This window comes from Turicibacter sp. TJ11 (assembly GCF_021497505.1).
GTDB lineage: Bacteria > Bacillota_I > Bacilli_A > MOL361 > Turicibacteraceae > Turicibacter.
Genome location: NZ_CP069349.1, coordinates 1,577,172 through 1,595,259, shown reverse-complemented (window position 1 = coordinate 1,595,259; position 18,088 = coordinate 1,577,172). Strand labels below are relative to the sequence as shown.

The 18,088-nt window shown below is 34.5% G+C and carries 12 protein-coding genes and 2 pseudogenes; 10 read left to right on the top strand and 4 right to left on the bottom strand.

Going from position 1 to position 18,088, the window contains the following annotated elements; translation table 11 throughout:
* Positions 1 to 159: 159 nt before the first annotated feature.
* The 5 genes and pseudogenes from JRC48_RS07710 to JRC48_RS07695 all read left to right on the top strand — a co-directional run bounded on the left by JRC48_RS07710 (position 160) and on the right by JRC48_RS07695 (position 5,425).
* Entirely contained in the window at positions 160 to 1,569 is a 1,410-nt protein-coding gene (locus tag JRC48_RS07710; RefSeq protein WP_235068986.1) for a flippase, read from the top strand.
* A gap of 182 nt (positions 1,570 to 1,751) precedes the next feature.
* Positions 1,752 to 2,884 (top strand): annotated as a pseudogene (locus tag JRC48_RS07705) (IS3 family transposase).
* A gap of 35 nt (positions 2,885 to 2,919) precedes the next feature.
* The gene (locus tag JRC48_RS12685; RefSeq protein ID WP_255703580.1) at positions 2,920 to 3,438 is read left to right on the top strand and encodes an IS630 family transposase; all 519 of its coding nucleotides are present in this window, start codon (positions 2,920 to 2,922) and stop codon (positions 3,436 to 3,438) included.
* A 7-nt stretch (positions 3,439 to 3,445) separates the two neighbouring features.
* Positions 3,446 to 3,913 carry an IS630 family transposase gene (locus tag JRC48_RS12680; protein WP_255703578.1) on the top strand — a complete coding sequence of 156 codons (468 nt, stop codon included), beginning with the start codon at positions 3,446 to 3,448 and terminating at the stop codon, positions 3,911 to 3,913.
* An 81-nt stretch (positions 3,914 to 3,994) separates the two neighbouring features.
* A complete protein-coding gene (locus JRC48_RS07695; protein WP_235068985.1) occupies positions 3,995 to 5,425 on the top strand; it encodes an IS66 family transposase in 1,431 nt (476 codons plus the stop codon).
* A 382-nt stretch (positions 5,426 to 5,807) separates the two neighbouring features.
* Here the strand turns inward: JRC48_RS07695 and JRC48_RS07690 are convergent.
* Together JRC48_RS07690 and istA are read right to left on the bottom strand one after the other, a co-directional pair.
* Positions 5,808 to 7,094, bottom strand: a pseudogene (locus tag JRC48_RS07690) (ISL3 family transposase).
* 70 nt (positions 7,095 to 7,164) lie between these two features.
* Entirely contained in the window at positions 7,165 to 8,436 is a 1,272-nt protein-coding gene (gene istA / locus JRC48_RS07685; protein ID WP_235068984.1) for an IS21 family transposase, read from the bottom strand.
* Between the two features lie 621 nt (positions 8,437 to 9,057).
* Between istA and JRC48_RS07680 the strand changes: the two genes are divergently transcribed.
* Positions 9,058 to 10,104, top strand: coding sequence for an LCP family protein (locus JRC48_RS07680; RefSeq protein ID WP_235068983.1), 1,047 nt, complete (start codon positions 9,058 to 9,060; stop codon positions 10,102 to 10,104).
* A 184-nt stretch (positions 10,105 to 10,288) separates the two neighbouring features.
* Here the strand turns inward: JRC48_RS07680 and JRC48_RS07675 are convergent, their stop codons facing one another.
* Positions 10,289 to 11,905 carry an IS1182 family transposase gene (locus JRC48_RS07675; RefSeq protein ID WP_235071016.1) on the bottom strand — a complete coding sequence of 539 codons (1,617 nt, stop codon included), beginning with the start codon at positions 11,903 to 11,905 and terminating at the stop codon, positions 10,289 to 10,291.
* 98 nt (positions 11,906 to 12,003) lie between these two features.
* Entirely contained in the window at positions 12,004 to 12,885 is an 882-nt protein-coding gene (gene galU, locus JRC48_RS07670; protein ID WP_235068982.1) for a UTP--glucose-1-phosphate uridylyltransferase GalU, read from the bottom strand.
* A gap of 529 nt (positions 12,886 to 13,414) precedes the next feature.
* Between galU and JRC48_RS07665 the strand changes: the two genes are divergently transcribed.
* The 4 genes from JRC48_RS07665 to JRC48_RS07650 all read left to right on the top strand — a co-directional run bounded on the left by JRC48_RS07665 (position 13,415) and on the right by JRC48_RS07650 (position 18,086).
* Positions 13,415 to 14,119, top strand: coding sequence for a YveK family protein (locus JRC48_RS07665; RefSeq protein WP_235068981.1), 705 nt, complete (start codon positions 13,415 to 13,417; stop codon positions 14,117 to 14,119).
* The gene (locus tag JRC48_RS07660; RefSeq protein ID WP_235068980.1) at positions 14,120 to 14,854 is read left to right on the top strand and encodes a CpsD/CapB family tyrosine-protein kinase; all 735 of its coding nucleotides are present in this window, start codon (positions 14,120 to 14,122) and stop codon (positions 14,852 to 14,854) included.
* A gap of 125 nt (positions 14,855 to 14,979) precedes the next feature.
* The gene (locus JRC48_RS07655) at positions 14,980 to 16,935 is read left to right on the top strand and encodes a nucleoside-diphosphate sugar epimerase/dehydratase (RefSeq protein WP_235068979.1); all 1,956 of its coding nucleotides are present in this window, start codon (positions 14,980 to 14,982) and stop codon (positions 16,933 to 16,935) included.
* Between the two features lie 11 nt (positions 16,936 to 16,946).
* The gene (locus JRC48_RS07650) at positions 16,947 to 18,086 is read left to right on the top strand and encodes a DegT/DnrJ/EryC1/StrS aminotransferase family protein (RefSeq protein ID WP_235068978.1); all 1,140 of its coding nucleotides are present in this window, start codon (positions 16,947 to 16,949) and stop codon (positions 18,084 to 18,086) included.
* Positions 18,087 to 18,088: the final 2 nt, after the last annotated feature.

Genomic DNA, 18,088 nt, shown 5'->3' with positions numbered 1-18,088 from the left:
ATATGAATTTTTTACGTCAATTTTAATAAATGTTAACACTTTCTTAAAATAGAGCCTGATTTAATTAAAGAAATGTATCTTTTGTTGTTGATGTTGATTATTTTAAACAATAAAAAGGCTGGTTAAAACTAGCCTTTTTATTATTTAGAGATGATAGAGGTGAGAGCAATTAAATTACTAAAAAATTTTATTTATAATATTAGTTATCAGATTTTAACATTAATTTTACCATTAATTACAGCACCTTATTTATCGCGTGTGCTTGGAGTTGAAGGAATAGGGGAATATTCATTTACTTATGCAAACACTCAATATTTTGTATTATTCGGAATGCTTGGAATTACTATGTATGGGAGTAAGTGTATTGCACAATCAAATTTAGATTCAAAAAAGGTAGAAAAAACATTTTGGCAGATTTATTTTTTACAATTCATATTTTGTTTAATTAGTTATCTCTTATTTATAGCGACACTTGGAATAAAGAGTAGCTTATATTTTGCACACTCGTTTTTAGTATTAGCAGCATTATTTGATATTTCATGGCTATATATTGGAATTGAAAATTTTAAAAAAGTAGTTATAAGAAATACCTTAATAAAAGTTATTGGAATTTTATTAATATTTATTTTAGTTAAGAATAGTGAGGATTTAGTTTTATATGCCTATATACTTTCTCTTTCAATGTTAATTGGACAAATTTCAATGTGGATAGATTTCGGGAAAAGTATAAAGTTTGTTAAACCTAATCGAGATGATATTATTAAACATCTAAAGCCCACTCTTCTATTGTTTTTACCTCAAATTGCAAGTAGTGTCTATGTTCTTTTAGATCGTACAATGTTAGGAGTAATGAATACATCAGCTGATGTTGGTGTATATGATCAAGGACAGAAGATTATACGTTTGGCTGTCACACTAATAGGAGCTATTAGTAGTGTTATGATGCCTAGAATTGCTAATATGATGGTAACTAGTGATGAGAAAACAATGAAGAAAGTCATCGAAAAAAGTGCTTTATTTATTTCGGTTATTAGTTTTGGACTTACATTTGGTATAGTAGGAGTTGCTAAAAATTTTGTACCATGGTTTTTTGGTGAAGGGTTTCAAGAGGTAACAACTGTATTTTATTATTCAGCTTGGATTATAATTGCTATTGGTGGTGCCAATTTATTTGCTATTCAATACCTTATTCCAACTAATCAACAAAATAAATATACTATTTCTGTATGTATTGCAGCTGTTGTTAATATAGTATTAAATTTTATATTGTTACCTAGATATAGTTACATTGGAGCTTCTATTGCAACGGTGGCAGCAGAGTTTACAGGGGTTTTTATTCAAATGTATTTTGTTAAGAATCAATTAAATATGAAAGAAATTTTATCAAAAATTCCATACATATTTATTTGTGCACTAATTATGTATATTGTAATTAATGCTATTGGATGTTTATTACCTAATACAATCCTTACTACATTTATTCAAGTTCTGGTAGGTGGAATTATATATATTGTTTTATTGTTTGTAAGTAAAACAATTAAGATAACAGATATCAAGTTAAGTGTATAGAAGGATATATTACTAATCAATTAAGTCTAGCATAAAGTTTAGTGTTGACAATCCACTATTTATTATGAAAAAAAATCCTATTATCGTTCCATTTTCATTGAGTGGATAGGTTACAATTAATTAGACAGTTTTTTTAAGGTCATGTAAAATGATAAATAATATCAATCTAAAGGAGCTTTAACATGATCCAAACAAAAACTCGTAGACCTCGCCGTAAGTATACAGATGAATTTAAAAACCAATTAGTTCAACTTTATCTCAATGGTAAACGTAAATGTGATATTGTTCGTGAATATGATCTCTCACCTTCTTTACTCGATAAATGGATTAAACAATCGACTTCTACCGGTTCTTTTAAAGAGAAAGATAACCGAACAGACGAAGAAAATGAATTGATTCAACTTCGCAAGAAGATTAAACAACTTGAAATGGAAAATGATATTTTAAAGCAAGCCGCGCTGATCTTAGGACGAAGATAAATGTGATTAAAAACAATACTCACAAATATTCTGTTTCAGCGATGTGCGAAGTCCTTAACGTGTCTCGTAGCACCTATTATTACGAATCTAAACCGAAGAAAAATGAGACCCAACTAGTCACTGATATCGTTGAGATTTTTCGATGAAGCCGAAATAACTACGGAACTCGAAAAATTAAACACGAATTAAACAAAATGGGGCAACAAGTCTCACGTCGTTGCATTGGTCGTATTATGAAACAAGAAGGCTTAGTATCAAACTATACAGTCGCTCAATTTAAGCCACATCCAGCAAAATGTAACCAAGATAAGGTTGAAAATATCGTGAATCGTAACTTTGATAAGCAGCCTTATTTAAACGTGGTTGTCAGCGATTTAACGTACGTTAGAGTCGGTCATCGCTGGCACTATCTTTGTGTGCTTGTAGACCTGTTTAATCGTGAAATTATCGGTTATAGTTCGGGTCCTAATAAGGATGCAGAGTTAGTTAAGAAGGCTTTTTGTACAGTCAAAACTAACCTAAGTCAAATCAAGATCTTCCACACAGATCGGGGAAATGAATTTAAGAATCAAATCATTGATGAGATTTTAGATACTTTTAACATTGAGCGATCACTCAGTATGAAGGGTTGCCCTTATGATAACGCTGTAGCTGAGGCAACTTACAAAGTGATTAAAACTGAATTTATAAAGAATCAGAGATTTGAAACACATGAACAATTAGGCTATGAATTATCTGATTATGTGAACTGGTATAATAACCATCGGATTCACTCTTCACTGGGATACTTATCCCCAGTTGAATATCGTCAAAATACCCTTAAAAAAGTTGTTTAATTTAGTGTTGACAATCCATAGAAATTGAGGCAACTATGAATCAGACAGAATTAAAATTAATTGAAACAGCGATGCGTGAAACATCATCGAAACAACTTTATACTCGTTATCAAGTCATCTATTTACACTTACAAGGATATAAAAATGTAGAAATCGCTAAGATAGTTCCCTTCACTGCTCAGACCATCGGAACACATGTTAGAAATTATAAAAAATATGGACTTGAGGGATTAAACCCACGCCCAAAATCAGGCTGCCCGAAGAAACTTTCACCTGAGCAAGAAGCTGAGTTAATCCATACCCTCATCCATAAAATGCCCGCTGATGTTGGGATTGAACCGTACATGACTTGGGATTGTAAGCTATTATGCATCTGGGTGAAGCAAACCTTTGGAATTTCATTCTCTAAAGGTGGAATGCGTGACATGTTGTTACGCTTAGGTTTTAGCTACACACGCCCGACTTACTCATTAGCGAGAGCGAGTCAAGAAAAACAAGAGGGATTTAAACAGGAATTTGAACAATTAAAAAATTTTGATTCGTGGAGAGATTGATCATTTATTGTTTCAAGATGAAAGTTCTATCAGAGATTATCAATCATTAGTCAACAATTGGTTTCCTAAAGGAAAACAACGGATTATTCCTACTTACGGAAATAATAAAAGTGTCAAATTAATAGGAATCCTTAACTATGAGACAGGTCATGTTTATGTCCAGGAGGAAGAACGTTATACAGCAGATATCTTTTTAGAATTCCTCAAAAAAGTACTGAAACAATATCCAACGGGAAAGATTGTCATGATTTTAGATAACGCAAGAATTCATCACGCTAAACTCATCCAACCTTTTTTAAACGAACACAAAAATAGATTAAGGTTAATCTTTTTACCACCATATAGTCCAGAATTAAACTTAATTGAAGGATTATGGAAATGGTTAAAACAATCTGTGATTCATAACGTCTTTGTAACTATTCAGCTACCAAGTAAACGAATTCCGTTTCTTGGTGATTTTGTTAATGATATGTAGCTCTCGTGAATAACTTACCTATTTATAAGATTTACGTTATAATATCCTTACTATTCCAACTTTAGAAGAAGGTGTCATCTTATGTCAGAATCTGAAATCATCAAAGTTTATCATGAAGGAATTCAATCCGTCATTACTTTAGTTCAAGGACTTTCCACTCAAATCTCTGATTTATCTCAAACGGTTGAGAAACAAAATAAAGTCATTTCAGATTTAGATGCTCGCCTTAAAAAACTTGAAAAACAATCAAATAAAACAAGTCAAAACAGTAGTTTGCCTCCCTCAACCGATGGTTTTAAAAAGACAAAAAGTTTACGTCAACCTTCAAATAAAAAACCGGGTGGTCAAGTCGGACATCAAGGTTCAACCTTAAAAATGATAAAAGATCCGGATCGTGTCGTCACACATCATCCGAAAATTTGCCGAGGGTGTGGGTGTTGTTTAGAAAACGTTGAACCTCAAAAAACGATTCGACGTCAAGTTTTTGATTTACCGAGATTAAGGCTTCAAGTCACTGAGCATCAATCTCAAATTAAAGTATGTCCTAACTGTCATTTTAAAAATGAAGGACTATTTCCGAAACATGTCATACAACCGACACAATATGGGCCACATTTAACAAGTGTATTAACTTATTTCAGTCACTATCAATTGATTCCTTTCAACCGTCTGAAACAATTGACTCAGGATATTTTCGGAGCGACCATCAGCCAAGGAACACTGGTGAATATGACGAAACGATGTGATGAGTTGTTGGAAACGACTGAAGCTTCAATCAAAGAAAATCTTTTGGCATCAAGTTATCTTCATTTAGATGAAACAGGCTGTTATATCAATGGAAAGAGACACTGGCTTCATGTGACTTCAAATAAACGATATACTCACTACTTTGTTCATGAAAAACGTGGCTCTCAAGCCATTGAAGCGAATGGAATTCTTCCCTCTTTCAAAGGAACCGTCATCCATGATCATTGGACACCGTATTTTAAATATGATGATTGCACACATGCTTTATGTAACGTTCATCATTTAAGAGAATTCAAAGGCATCATCGACTTTGAGAAACAACAGTGGGCCAAAGACATGACGGAATTATTACTTGAAGCTAAAATTTATTCGGAAGAGACTGAATACCCGTTACCCTTACATCAGATTCAAGAATTTGAGCAGCGATATCAAACAATCATTGAAGAAGGTTATCTAGCGAATCCTTTAAAAGCTCATGAAAAAAATACAGATCCCGTTCGATTACTCAATCGCTTATCTAAACGACAAGAAGAGGTGCTAGAATTTCTATATCAAGTTGAGGTTCCGTTTGATAATAACTTAGCTGAGAGGGATGTCCGAATGACTAAAACGAAACAAAAAATATCCGGATGTTTTCGAACAGAAAAAGGGGCTCATTGTTTCGCCCGAATCAGAGGTTTCATCTCTACTTGTCAAAAGCAAGGATTAAATATTATCGAAAGTATTGAAACCATTTTAATGGGAAATACGATTCAATTTTCATAACATTCACAAGGAGTACTTCACTAAACGAGCACTCCTTTTTGTGATACTCTTTTCTACTAGGCTGAATAGTTACACGTCTTTTATAAAAATATAAATGAGATTAGAAACGCTGTTCAAGGATTTATTCAACATATCAATGAAAGACCTTCGGAAGTGATCCAAAGACTCTGCGAAAAAATGTGAAAAACTTATCTGTTTCTATATATAAGAAACTCTGAGGATTTCTTAAATATAGTAATAGAGATGGAGTAAAAGAGTAATATAATGATATCCATTATAAATCCTAATTTCGAGTTAAAATAAGTGGCTCTTTGTCAAGGAGTGTTTGTGATATTAAGTTTTAATGTACTATATCGGAATAACATAACTAAAATCCTAGTGGCTAAGCTGCTAGGATTTTTACTTTAGGTTTGGTTAGTTTCTGAGTGATAAGAATTCTTGATTTAAAATGATAGAAACTACGATAGCCAAAAGCGATTCGTTTAATGACTTTAATTTTATTGTTAATGCCTTCAATGGGATCATTGGTGTATGAAGTGGTCACTGTTTTTTCAATATAAGACTGATACATTTTAAACGTTTAAAAAGCAGTTTGGAATTCAGGAGAAATCAGAGGGTATTTAGCTTGAAGTAAGTGATGGAATTGTTTTAAGTTTTGGGTTTGGAGAGCGAAGAGTAAATCTTGATAGAGATCATAGGTTGTTTTTAATTCAGGGTAGAAATCAAGAAGGAAGTTTAGGATATCGATCTCACGCATCGGTTGTTTAAAACAGTAAACGGAACGATAAGTGGTCGTATTAAGTAAGATGTAAGACTTTAAAAACAATCTCCAATAACGTTTGAATTTTCGGGCATGTTGTTTAAACTTTTTCATGAATCGAATCCTTGTTTTATTTAACGCACGAGAAATATGTTGAACGAGATGGAATGGATCGAGGACAATTTTGGCCTGAGGAAAAAGCTCCTTAATTAAGCTCATGTAAGGAGCATACATATCAATCACAATATGTTTAACACGAGAACGTGCTTCTTTAGTATAGAGTTTAAAATACGTTTGAAGAGAACTTAGCTGACGATCTTCAATGATATCGAGGATTTGTTTGGTATCAGCGTCACAAAAGATAAAGGACATATGCCCCTGGGCAGATTTAACCGATTTAAATTCATCAAAACAAAGATTTTCTGGAAGATGATTAAAATTTAGTGATTGAGATTCATAAAAGCTATGGATGATACGATTGATAGTAGAATGAGAGACTTGATGACGACGGGCAATATCTGACTCCGAGATTTTATTTTGTGCTTCTAACGCAATGGCATATTTGGTGTGGTAAGAAATGAAGCAATTCTTTTCAACAAGAGATGTTTTTAGAGTGAACGTTGACTGACAATGTCCGCAGTAGTAACGTTGTTTCTTTAAATCTAAATAAGTATCATGGAGTGAAACTTTAGGAATCACAATTCGAGAGGTTTTAAACCCATGTTTTTTGAACTTTGAATCAAATAGTGTGCCACAGTGTTCGCAATGAGTGGGTTGATAAGATAAAATGCCTTTAAAAACAAAGCGAGTGACACCCTCAATCTTCACTTCTTCCAAATAATCTTCCTCAAATGTAATCTGTTTATCTTTAATATTTAAGAGTTTTCTAGTAAAATAGGAGTGAGACATCCAATTCATCCTTTCAATATTGTTTTAGCCGATAACATTGTAACAGGACGGAGACGGGATGTCTCTTTTTTTATGCCATGAAAAAAGGTGTTGCTTGATCAGCAACACCAAATATTATAGAACTCTTTTTTAATGTCGCTAGATAGTGGTGAATATCTATATGATATTGGTGACGTCCGATTAAGCGTTTAGCCTTAAATAAAAATCGATCATCAAAATAAACTTTAATCTGGTCAATGTTTTTACGGACAGTCACCTCTTTTCCGACTAAGTAATCGGGAACAGAATAAAAATTTGAATCGACATGAATGAAGCTATATTTATTCACTTTATAGGTAGCAGTTAAGTAAGTATCTAACGGTAATCGATAGGGAAGTAAATCCTTCTGTTCTTGTGCAAATACAGTCTCTGCAGATTGGTTGGTTCGTTGTTTTATTTTTTGATTTTCACGACTAGTAGCTTCTAAAAGTGCAGTTACCGCATCTGCAATGGTTTTGAAATGATGGGACTTACTATACGCTTTTCGTCGAATTAATTCAACAGAACGCTCCACATGACCTTTTTCATGACCGCTGTAAGGGTTTGTGTATCGCGGCGTATAACCATAATAATTCATTAATTTTTTAACCGCCTCAGTGGAGTGTTTTTCTCTCCCAGCTAGATGTTTAACTTGAACACGTGCATTATCATAGACGATTTCAGTTGGAACCCCTTTGATTTCTTCAAAGAAGCGAGTGTGAATATCGAGAAAAGCCTCCGTATTTTCGTGTGAATAAAGATAAGCAAATCTCTTATCACTATATTTCAAGTCAAACACTCCAATTTTAAAGCGGCGTTCAGTCCCCAATTCGTCAATATAAAGAGTGACATCTCCCCAATCAAACTCGGCCACTTGTCCTGGCTCATAAGCTTGTCTAATAAAGGCCTCTTTTGAACGTTGTGTTTGTTTAGAAACATAAGCACAAACTGAACGGTAGCTAATATCAATATTTTTCGAAATCAGCCATTCATAAATATCTGTATTTTTCATCACGAGTTTACGTTTACCCTGTTGAATCTTTTGTTTATTTTCTTCTAAGTAAGAATAAATTATTGACTCAACATCAGGTGTTAATTTAATCCGTTGACGTTTACTACTATCATACTTAGGCTTAGCAGATGAAAGGATAATAATCTGTTCTTTTTCTTCAGGAGTCGTAGCCAATTCTAACGCCTTCTGATCCTTCTCATATTGCTTGATATATTTACTAACCGTTTTTCGAGTCATTCCTATCTCTTTAGCAATGTCTGTATAAGATAGACCTTTTAGATATAAACGAATCATTTTTTCTTTCTTCTCCAAAGTTAGCACTCCTATCTCCTCCATATCTCTAGTTGATATGGATCATTTTATAAAAGAGATGTTAACTTTTCAAATGCATCCCTGTTAATTATTAGAATACTATAAACAATAGAGGGCTGGTACAATAGAAAACGAATGCATGGATCGATTAATTATTTAACCCCTAAAGAATGTGAGCAACTTGAACGGCAAGCTACTTAAAAACTTAACTTTTTTGTGTCCAAAATATTGACTTAGATTCACCGATTATATCATTTTTGATCTAGATGTAACTATTAGTGAAATAACTTCTTCAGTATAAGACTATTTAGTTAATTTTTAGAATTTGATATGCTCTAGAACAATGTCGAAGTGCAGAGAAATAGAAAATATTTTAGGATTTAAAAATGAAAAGTGTTTGATATTTCATATAGAGATTAATGAATCAGTATAACTCAAAGAAATACGAAAGTATAATTAAGAAAGAAGGTTTATTAGTTTGATAGAATATGTCTTTGAAACAATTTTTATATTAAATATAGAATGCTTTCAAAAATAATGAATTTGTAGTAAAAATTTGTATTTACTAGTTAGAAGAGATATAATAGTTTAGAATTAGGTTTTGTAATGGGAGGTTTTAAGATGCAAAAGAAGGTACTATTATGGATTTTGATTCCTACTATATCTGTTTTCTTATTAATTATGGGTGGAGGCGTGTTTGCAGCTCGTCATTTTTATTCTAAGATGAATACAACGAATCAATTAGTTCATGATGAGGTGGCTGTCAATGATGCAGTTCTAAATAAGGAAGAAGACTTAAATGTCATTAATATCACACTTTTAGGGATTGATCAAGATGGTGATGGATCAAATGGTCGTAGTGATGCAATTAAGATGATCTCTCTTGATATGAATCATCAAAAAATAAAGATGACGTCCTTTCAGCGTGATACGTTAATTTATTTACCTGATCCTGAAAATGATTTTGATAAGTTAAATCATGCGTATTGGTATGGTGGGGCACCATTAACGTTAAAAACATTAAATTATAATTTTGATTTAGATATTACGCGTTATGTAGCGTTTAACTTTGATGCGATTGAAGAGATTATTGATATCATGGGTGGTGTTGATATTGATATTAAGTCTTCAGAGATTAATGTGACGAATGATTATATTAATCATTTAAATAGTTTACATGCAGGTGATACAGACGCGCCTCATTTAACAAAAGGTGGTCTGCAAACTTTATCTGGGCGTCAAGCGATGGCATATATGAGAAATCGTTATGTAGGAAGTGATTTTACTCGTATGGAGCGTCAATCAACGGTGATTCAGGCACTAGTTGATAAGGCGACGACGTTAAGTTATTCAGAGTTACTATCACTTTTAGATGCTTGTTTACCTTATGTTGAGACTAATTTAACGTTAAATGAAATTATTGATTATGGGACAAAAGCTTTAAACTTTGATTTAAGTCAGATTGAACAACTGCAAATTCCAAGTGCAGATAATACTCATAAATCTATTAGTTATAAGGGATACAGTCCACTTTATATTATGAGCAGTTATCAAGATCTTGTAAAAGAGTTACACGCATTTATTTATAATGATACACAGTATCAGCCATCACAAACAGTTATTAATACAGAATCTGCTATTTATGAGAAGTTCGGCTATGTAAAATAAAATAAGAAGGGGCTGTATCAAAATGACTAAAATTTTATAGTCATGGAGCAACATGCTCCTTTTTTTGGCTATTCATCGTAAAAAAATCAGTCTGTAAATTTAATTTTATGGGTTAGACTTAATTTTAAGTACGACGAAAAGAAGGACGTTTCTTTCCTTCAAAATGACAGTCTATTCTGATTTTTTAAGCCACTTTCCCTGGATGAAGTTGTTGTCCGCAACGATGGCTTTGAATTTTGTTATGTAATTTTTGCACATTATATCCAAAACATAGAAGCAATAGTTCGACTGTGACATGGACTTTTCCACGGGTTAAAAATTTTCTGAAGCCGTAATCTTGTTTTAACACGCCAAAAGCACCTTCGACTTGAATCGAACGATTCTTTCTTAACAGAATCCCTTCTTCACTTTGGATATTTTTAAGTGACTCTGTTCTTAGCGAAAGCATTTTTTTAGACACTTCCAATCGTTTTGAGTTTCCTTCTTTCGCTTTTGTACATTTTAAACGCAAAGGACAATCTTGGCAGGTTTCACATTCATAAATCGTGACTTCTTTTCGATAACCGGTCTGACTTTCTCGAATTTTAACTTCGATCGGTTTTAACGTTCTGCCATTTGCGCACGTATAGGTATCGGTGAGTTCATCGTACGCCATGTTTTCTCGTTTCCCCAGTTGAGCTTTATATTTTCTTGTTTTTGAGGTTTCATAGTTGAGGGGCTTAATGAAACCTTTTTGATGGTTTTCCTTCAAATAAGCATAATTTTCTTCACTTTCATAACCCGCATCTGCAATCACTCGTTCATATGTTTTAGATAATCGAGATTCCATGGCTGTCAGAAAGGGAATCAAAGTCGTGACATCATTTGCCGAACTAAAGATTCCAACATGAACAATATACTCCGCTTCAACGCCAATTTGGACATTATATCCTGGTTTTAATTGACCATTTTTCATGTGATCATCTTTCATTCTCATAAACGTGGCATCGGTATCCGTTTTTGAACAACTTGATCGATGAAGACCAATGGTTTCTTTATATGCTAGATACAGGTGTTGTTTTTCAAGATATGCTTCCATTGATTCAACTTGACGTTGTAAAATGGTTTTTCTCTTACCTTTTCCATAAACAAATTCAAGAGATTGTTCATTCACTTTTTGTTGAAGCATCCGTAAACAAGACTCCATCACGGATAATGGGGATTCACCATCAAATGAATAATTAACGAGATACATGTCATTCACTTGTTGAAGGAGTTTTTCTATTTTGACCTGGAGCTTCGCTTCATTTTTAGTCACGGATTTTAACCAAATAAACGAATAGCGATTGGCATTGGCTTCAATTTTTGTTCCATCAATAAATAGGTTTTTAAAATGAATTTCATCTAAGGTGTGAAGACGCTCAATGAATTGATCAAATAAATCTTCCATGACACCATCGCTTAAATGATGTTTTCTAAATCGATTAATCGTATGATGGCTAGGCGCTGGATATCCATTTAATAACCAGATAAAATGAATATCCCGTTGACAAAGTCGCTGAATTTCTCGTGAAGAAAAAGAGCGATTCATGTACGCGTAAATTAAAATCTTAAACATGATCACCGGTGGTACGACAGAATTTCTCCCTTTATCAGAGTAAGTGCTTAATAATTTTTTATCATCTAATCCCTCCAATAATTGATTAAGCAAACGTACAGGATCATGAGGTGGAATATAAACTTGAATATCCATCGTTAAAGAGAGTTGATATCCAGTTGAATAAGTTGTATAATCTTGATGTATATTTTCTTTAGTCAGCATAAATAAAGTATACAAAAAAGCAGTCCTGAATGGGACTGCCTTTTTTTGTATCTTTTAGATTTTTAATTCAAGGGCCATCTATTTTGAGACAGCCCCTTCTATGCCATTAATTCTTTTAAGTAAGCTTGGACTTGGTCTTTTAAGTCGTCGCGGTTTAATGAGAAGTCAATCGTTGCTTTAATGAATCCAAATTTATCCCCTACATCATAGCGTTGTCCTTCAAAGTCGTAGGCATAAACGGCTTGACGATCCATTAAACGATCAATCGCATCTGTTAATTGGATTTCCCCACCAGCACCTGCTTCTTGAGTTTCTAACATTTCAAAGATTTCTGGTGTTAAGACGTAGCGTCCCATCACAGCTAAGTTTGATGGTGCCTCTTCTTGTTTTGGTTTTTCAACCATTCCAGATAATTTCACCATACGTCCTTCTGGTTGATGTGATTTTGAAGGCTTCATAATTCCATATTTAGAAACGTCTTCGTCTGCTACGGTTTGAACGCCCATGATTGAGCAGCCATTTTTCTCATAAGCATTAATTAATTGTTTGGTTGCTGGGTTTTCCTCGTTTACGACGATGTCATCTCCAAGTAAGACAGCAAATGGTTCATTTCCAATGAAAGTTTTGGCACAAAGAATGGCGTGTCCTAAACCTTTTGCTTCTTTTTGACGAATATAGTGAATTTGCGCCATATTTGAAATGTTTTGAACCATTTCAAGCATGTCGTTTTTCCCTTTTTTAGCTAGTGTGTCTTCAAGTTCGTAAGATTTATCGAAGTGATCTTCAATGGAACGCTTTGTTGAACTTGTGACGATTAAGATTTCTTCAATTCCTGAGGCAATGGCTTCTTCGATGATGTATTGAATCGTTGGTTTATCAACGATTGGTAACATTTCCTTTGGTTGTGATTTCGTTGCCGGTAAGAACCGTGTTCCAAATCCGGCGGCTGGAATCACGGCTTTACGTACAGGTTTTCTCATAACTTTCTAACTCCTTCTCTCTTTTCAAAAAGATAGCAGAATTATATCATAACTTTAATGAAATGTACATAATTAGTAATATATTGTTATATTAGGTAGAAAAAAACAATAATGTTGTAAAAATGGATTTACTCTTTAATTGTATCAAACTGATTTAGAAGATAAACTTTTAAAAGGAAAATAATGTTTATTATTAAAATAACTTGTAAAAAAATAATATATAATGTAAAATTTTAATTATGTAAAAGGGAAATTGGGTTATTGGGATAATATTTGGGACAAATTCGATGCTAGATAGGGTTAAATATTAATCTGTTAATTTTGGGAGAATTGCTAGTTTCATGATTTATTATTTAGGGTAGAATTTTTTAATAATTTTAAAATAGTTGAGATTTACTCTAAAAAGGTCACATTTATTGTCTAATAGATGTGGCTTTTTTTATGTTTAAAGGAGGTAATAAAGGTGATGAGAAGAGCGCCCGATGGGTTTGTGATTCTAGTTAAATAAAAGTAGAAATGAGGTAGAAGCATGGAAGAGATGCATTACGAAAATGAAATGACGCTTGAAGATATCTTCAAGGCATTGAGGAAGCGTTGGTTATTAATTGTTAGTGTGACACTTATGTTTTTGATCGGTGGAAGTGTGTTTGTGATCTTCTTTGGGCCTGTTCCACAGTATCAATCGTCAACGACGGTTCTTGTTGATTATCGTGGAAGTGAAAATGAAGTTTTAACTCAAAATGATATCAACTTAAGTCAAAAGTTAGTTCAGACTTATACGGAGATTATTAAAAGCTTAACGATTTTAAATCCAGTGATTGATGAATTAGATTTAGATTTAACAGCTAATCAGTTGTTAAATAAAATTTCGGTTTCTCAGGTCAATGAGACAGAGATTATTAAGATTTCGGTGACGGATCAGGATCCGATTTTAGCACGCGACATTGCGAATACATTAGCCGATGTTTTCTCAAAAGAAATCTTTGACATTATGAAGGTCGATTCAACATCAGTATTAGATGAGGCAGTTTTACCAACGACGCCACTTTCACAGAATAAAGCGACTAAAATTGCGATTGCAGGGATTTTAGGATTAATGGTGAGTGTCGGGTTAGTGTTTTTAATGGAATATTTAGATCGTTCGATTAAAACACCGGATGAAGCCGAGTCAATACTAGGGGTTCCTGTTCTTGGTGTCATTCCAAAATCAAAGGTAGAAAGGAAGGGGTATTAGATGCAGCAAACTCAGATTATGTCTTTAGTGAATCCAAAGTCGTTAGAAGCTGAAGCCTATCGTACTCTTCGTACTAACTTACAGTTTTCAACAGTTGCTGGAGAGTTAAAGAGTATGGTCGTTACAAGTACGAATGCGTCAGAAGGAAAGTCAACGACGATGTGTAACTTGGCGGTTTCATTTGCTCAAACAGGAAAAAAAGTGTTATTGCTTGAAGGCGATCTTCGTCGTCCGCGTTTGCATACTTATTTAGGGTTATCTAATCTTAATGGGGTGTCAAATGTCCTCGCACAAAATGTACCATTTCAAGAGGTTATTCAGTCAACGGCATTAGACATTCATGTTTTAACGTGTGGGCCTATTCCACCTAACCCTGCTGAATTATTAAACTCAAATCGTTTTAAAGAATTACTTGAAGAATTAAAACAACATTTTGACTTAATTTTAATTGATGCACCACCGGTTGGGGTTGTGACGGATGCGGCAATTTTATCGACACTTGTCGATGGAACATTGATGGTGGTTGCCTCTCATCAAACGGATCGAGATCGTGCCGTTCGTGCGATGAAGTTATTACAAAACGTAGGAGCTAAAGTGTTAGGAACGGTGCTGACGATGGTTCCAGCAGATGGTAAAGGTTATTATGGGTATCAGTATTATGAGTATGGGGCTAATCAATCAACGAAAGACACATCGGTGAAAAAGCGTCGTGGAGTGTTTAGTCGACTGTTTTAGGTGTGATGAAATCGTGTCAATTCTAGTTGTGATAATTCTGATTAAATAAGGATGTCATCTTGTAGAAATGACACTGTTTCATGATTTGATAACCGATAGATGATTTAAAGTGGAGGAGGTCGCACATGAGAGAATTAATATTACAGGGACCAATTCTTAAAAAGCGTCGTGTGAAAAAGGGAGTTTTAATAGGGATTGATACGTTGTTAATTCTACTATCGTATGGATTAGCGATGATGTTTCGTTATTACTTAGAAGGAAATCCCCTAAGTGAGACGTTAGCTCTTTTAATGACACACCAGTGGGAAGTGATGTTTGGGTTAGGTGTCTTATTGCTTTGTCAATGGATCATGAAGCAGTATCAAAGTATTTGGACGTTAGCGGGAATTGAGGATTTTATGCTTGGAACGCTGGCGTTTATGGGGGGAACGATCATTAACTTGATGATTTCAATGCTACTTCCTCATCGTGTACCATTACTCGTGACGACACTTGCTGGGATTTTGGCAATGCTACTTTGTAACGGAGTTCGTATTTTGTGGCGTATCATTCGTCGAATGATCATCTCACGTCAATATGAATATCAGCATAAGGTTCAGCGCGTTTTGATTTATGGAGCTGGTATGGGTGGAAGCTTAGTGGCGAATGAATATAAGCGAAACCCTCATTTAGGGAAAAAAGTCATTGGTTTTATGGATGATGATCAAGAAAAATTAGGCACGGTGATTGGAAATACACCGGTATATGGAACACATGAAGACTTAGAACAAATCGTTCATCAACATCAAATTGATGAAGTCATTATCGCCATTGCAAATATTGAGGAAAGTCTTCTAAAAGAAGTTTCACTCACGATTAAACAACTTGGATTAACGGTTAAAATGATGCCGGGGCTTTTTGAACTCATTGATGGTAAGTTTAATCTTAACATGATTCGTGAGGTACAAGTAGAGGATTTACTGGCTCGGGATTCGATTAAGCTTGATTATGAAGGGATTCATGAGTATTTAGAACATCAAGTCGTGATGGTGACGGGTGGTGGAGGATCGATTGGTTCAGAACTTTGTCGTCAAATTGTAAAGTTTAATCCAAAGCAACTCATTATTTTAGATATTTATGAAAATAATGCGTATGATTTACAAAATGAATTGTTACGTCAGTATCCAAACTTAAATTTAGTGACGTTGATTGCCTCGGTTCGAGATCGTCATCGATTAGAAGAGATTTATCAAACGTACCAGCCAAATGTCGTGTTTCATGCGGCCGCACACAAACATGTACCACTCATGGAAGTGAGTCCGTCTGAAGCGATTAAAAATAATGTGCTTGGAACACTCAATACAGCGGAACTGGCGAGTGTTTATGGGGTGAAACGCTTTGTGCTCATTTCAACGGATAAAGCGGTCAATCCAACGAATGTCATGGGAGCGACGAAACGTTTATGTGAAATGATTATTCAGGCGATCAATCCAAAAAGCGAAACCGAGTATGTGGCGGTGCGTTTTGGAAATGTGCTTGGATCGAATGGATCAGTCGTGCCACTGTTTAAAAGGCAAATTGCTAAAGGTGGGCCGGTGACGTTAACGCATAAAGACATTACCCGTTACTTTATGACGATTCCAGAAGCCGCACAACTCGTACTTCAAGCAGGAGGATTTGCCAAAGGTGGAGAAATCTTTGTACTTGATATGGGAAAACCCGTGAAGATTTATGATTTAGCGGAAAATCTCATTAAGTTATCCGGTTATGAACCACATGTAGACATTGAAATCGAAGTCACAGGGCTTCGCCCAGGGGAAAAATTGTACGAAGAGTTATTGATGGATGAAGAAGGATTAACAGAGACGCGCCATCAAAAAATATTTATTGGAAAACCAAGTGAATTTGAATTAACAACGGTGAAATCACAAATTCAAGATCTTTTACAAGTGGCGAAAACAAAAGGCATTCAAGAATTAAAACAGAAATTAAAAGAAGTCGTTCCGACTTATGAAGAACCAAGTCATCATAAAGAATCAATCGAACAAGATCAGGAGATTCATGAAAACACTGTAGTTTGTCGACAATCTAAAGTTGGATAAGGAGGAGAGAGATGAGTGAGCGTATATATTTAGCATCACCGCATATGAGTGAACAGGGGTATGAACAGCAGTATGTGAAAGAGGCGTTTGAAACGAACTGGGTGGCGCCACTTGGTCCAAACGTCACGAATTTTGAACAAGAGTTAGCAGACTATGTTGGCGTTCAGTGGGCTTCAGCGCTTTCAAGTGGAACAGCAGCTATTCATTTAGGATTAAAGGCATTAGGAGTCAAAAAAGGTGATGTCGTTTTTTGTTCGACACTCACATTTTCTGCTTCATGTAATCCGATTCTTTACTTAGGAGCGACACCTGTGTTTATCGATAGCGATGCAAAAACTTGGAATATGTGTCCAAAAGCATTAAAATTAGCGTTTGAAGAGTCAGAAAAAAACAACCAACTTCCAAAAGCAGTGGTGGTTGTTAACTTATATGGGCAAAGTGCTGATTTAGATCCGATTTTAGAACTTTGCCAAAAATACGGTGTTCCGATTTTAGAAGATGCGGCTGAATCACTCGGCGCGACTTATAAAGGACGTATGAGTGGAACGATCGGTGATATCGGAATTTATTCGTTTAATGGGAATAAAATCATTACGACATCAGGAGGTGGGATGCTAGTTTCAAATAATGAAGCCTATACGAAAAAAGCGACATTTTGGGCGACACAGTCACGTGAAAATGAGCGTCATTACGAACATCAAGAACTTGGATACAACTACCGTATGTCAAATGTGGTAGCGGGGATTGGCCGTGGACAGCTTAAAGTGTTAAATGATCGTATTCAAAAGAAAAAAGAAATTTATGAAATTTATCAGGAATCATTCAAAGATATTGAAGAGATTGAAATGATGAATATTTGTGACTTCGGTAAATCCAACTACTGGTTATCAGTCATGACGTTAAAAGAAGATTCAAAAGTGAAACCACTTGATATTATGTTAGCACTTGAACAAGAAAATATTGAATCACGTCCGGTTTGGAAACCGATGCATCTTCAACCTGTATTTAAACAATATCCATTCTTTACAGCAAGTAAAGAAACGCCTGTTTCGGAAGATTTTTTTTATAGAGGAGTTTGTTTACCAAGTGATACAAAGATGACTAAAGAACAACAGCAAAAAATTATTTCTAGAATTAAGGAGTTATTCTAAAT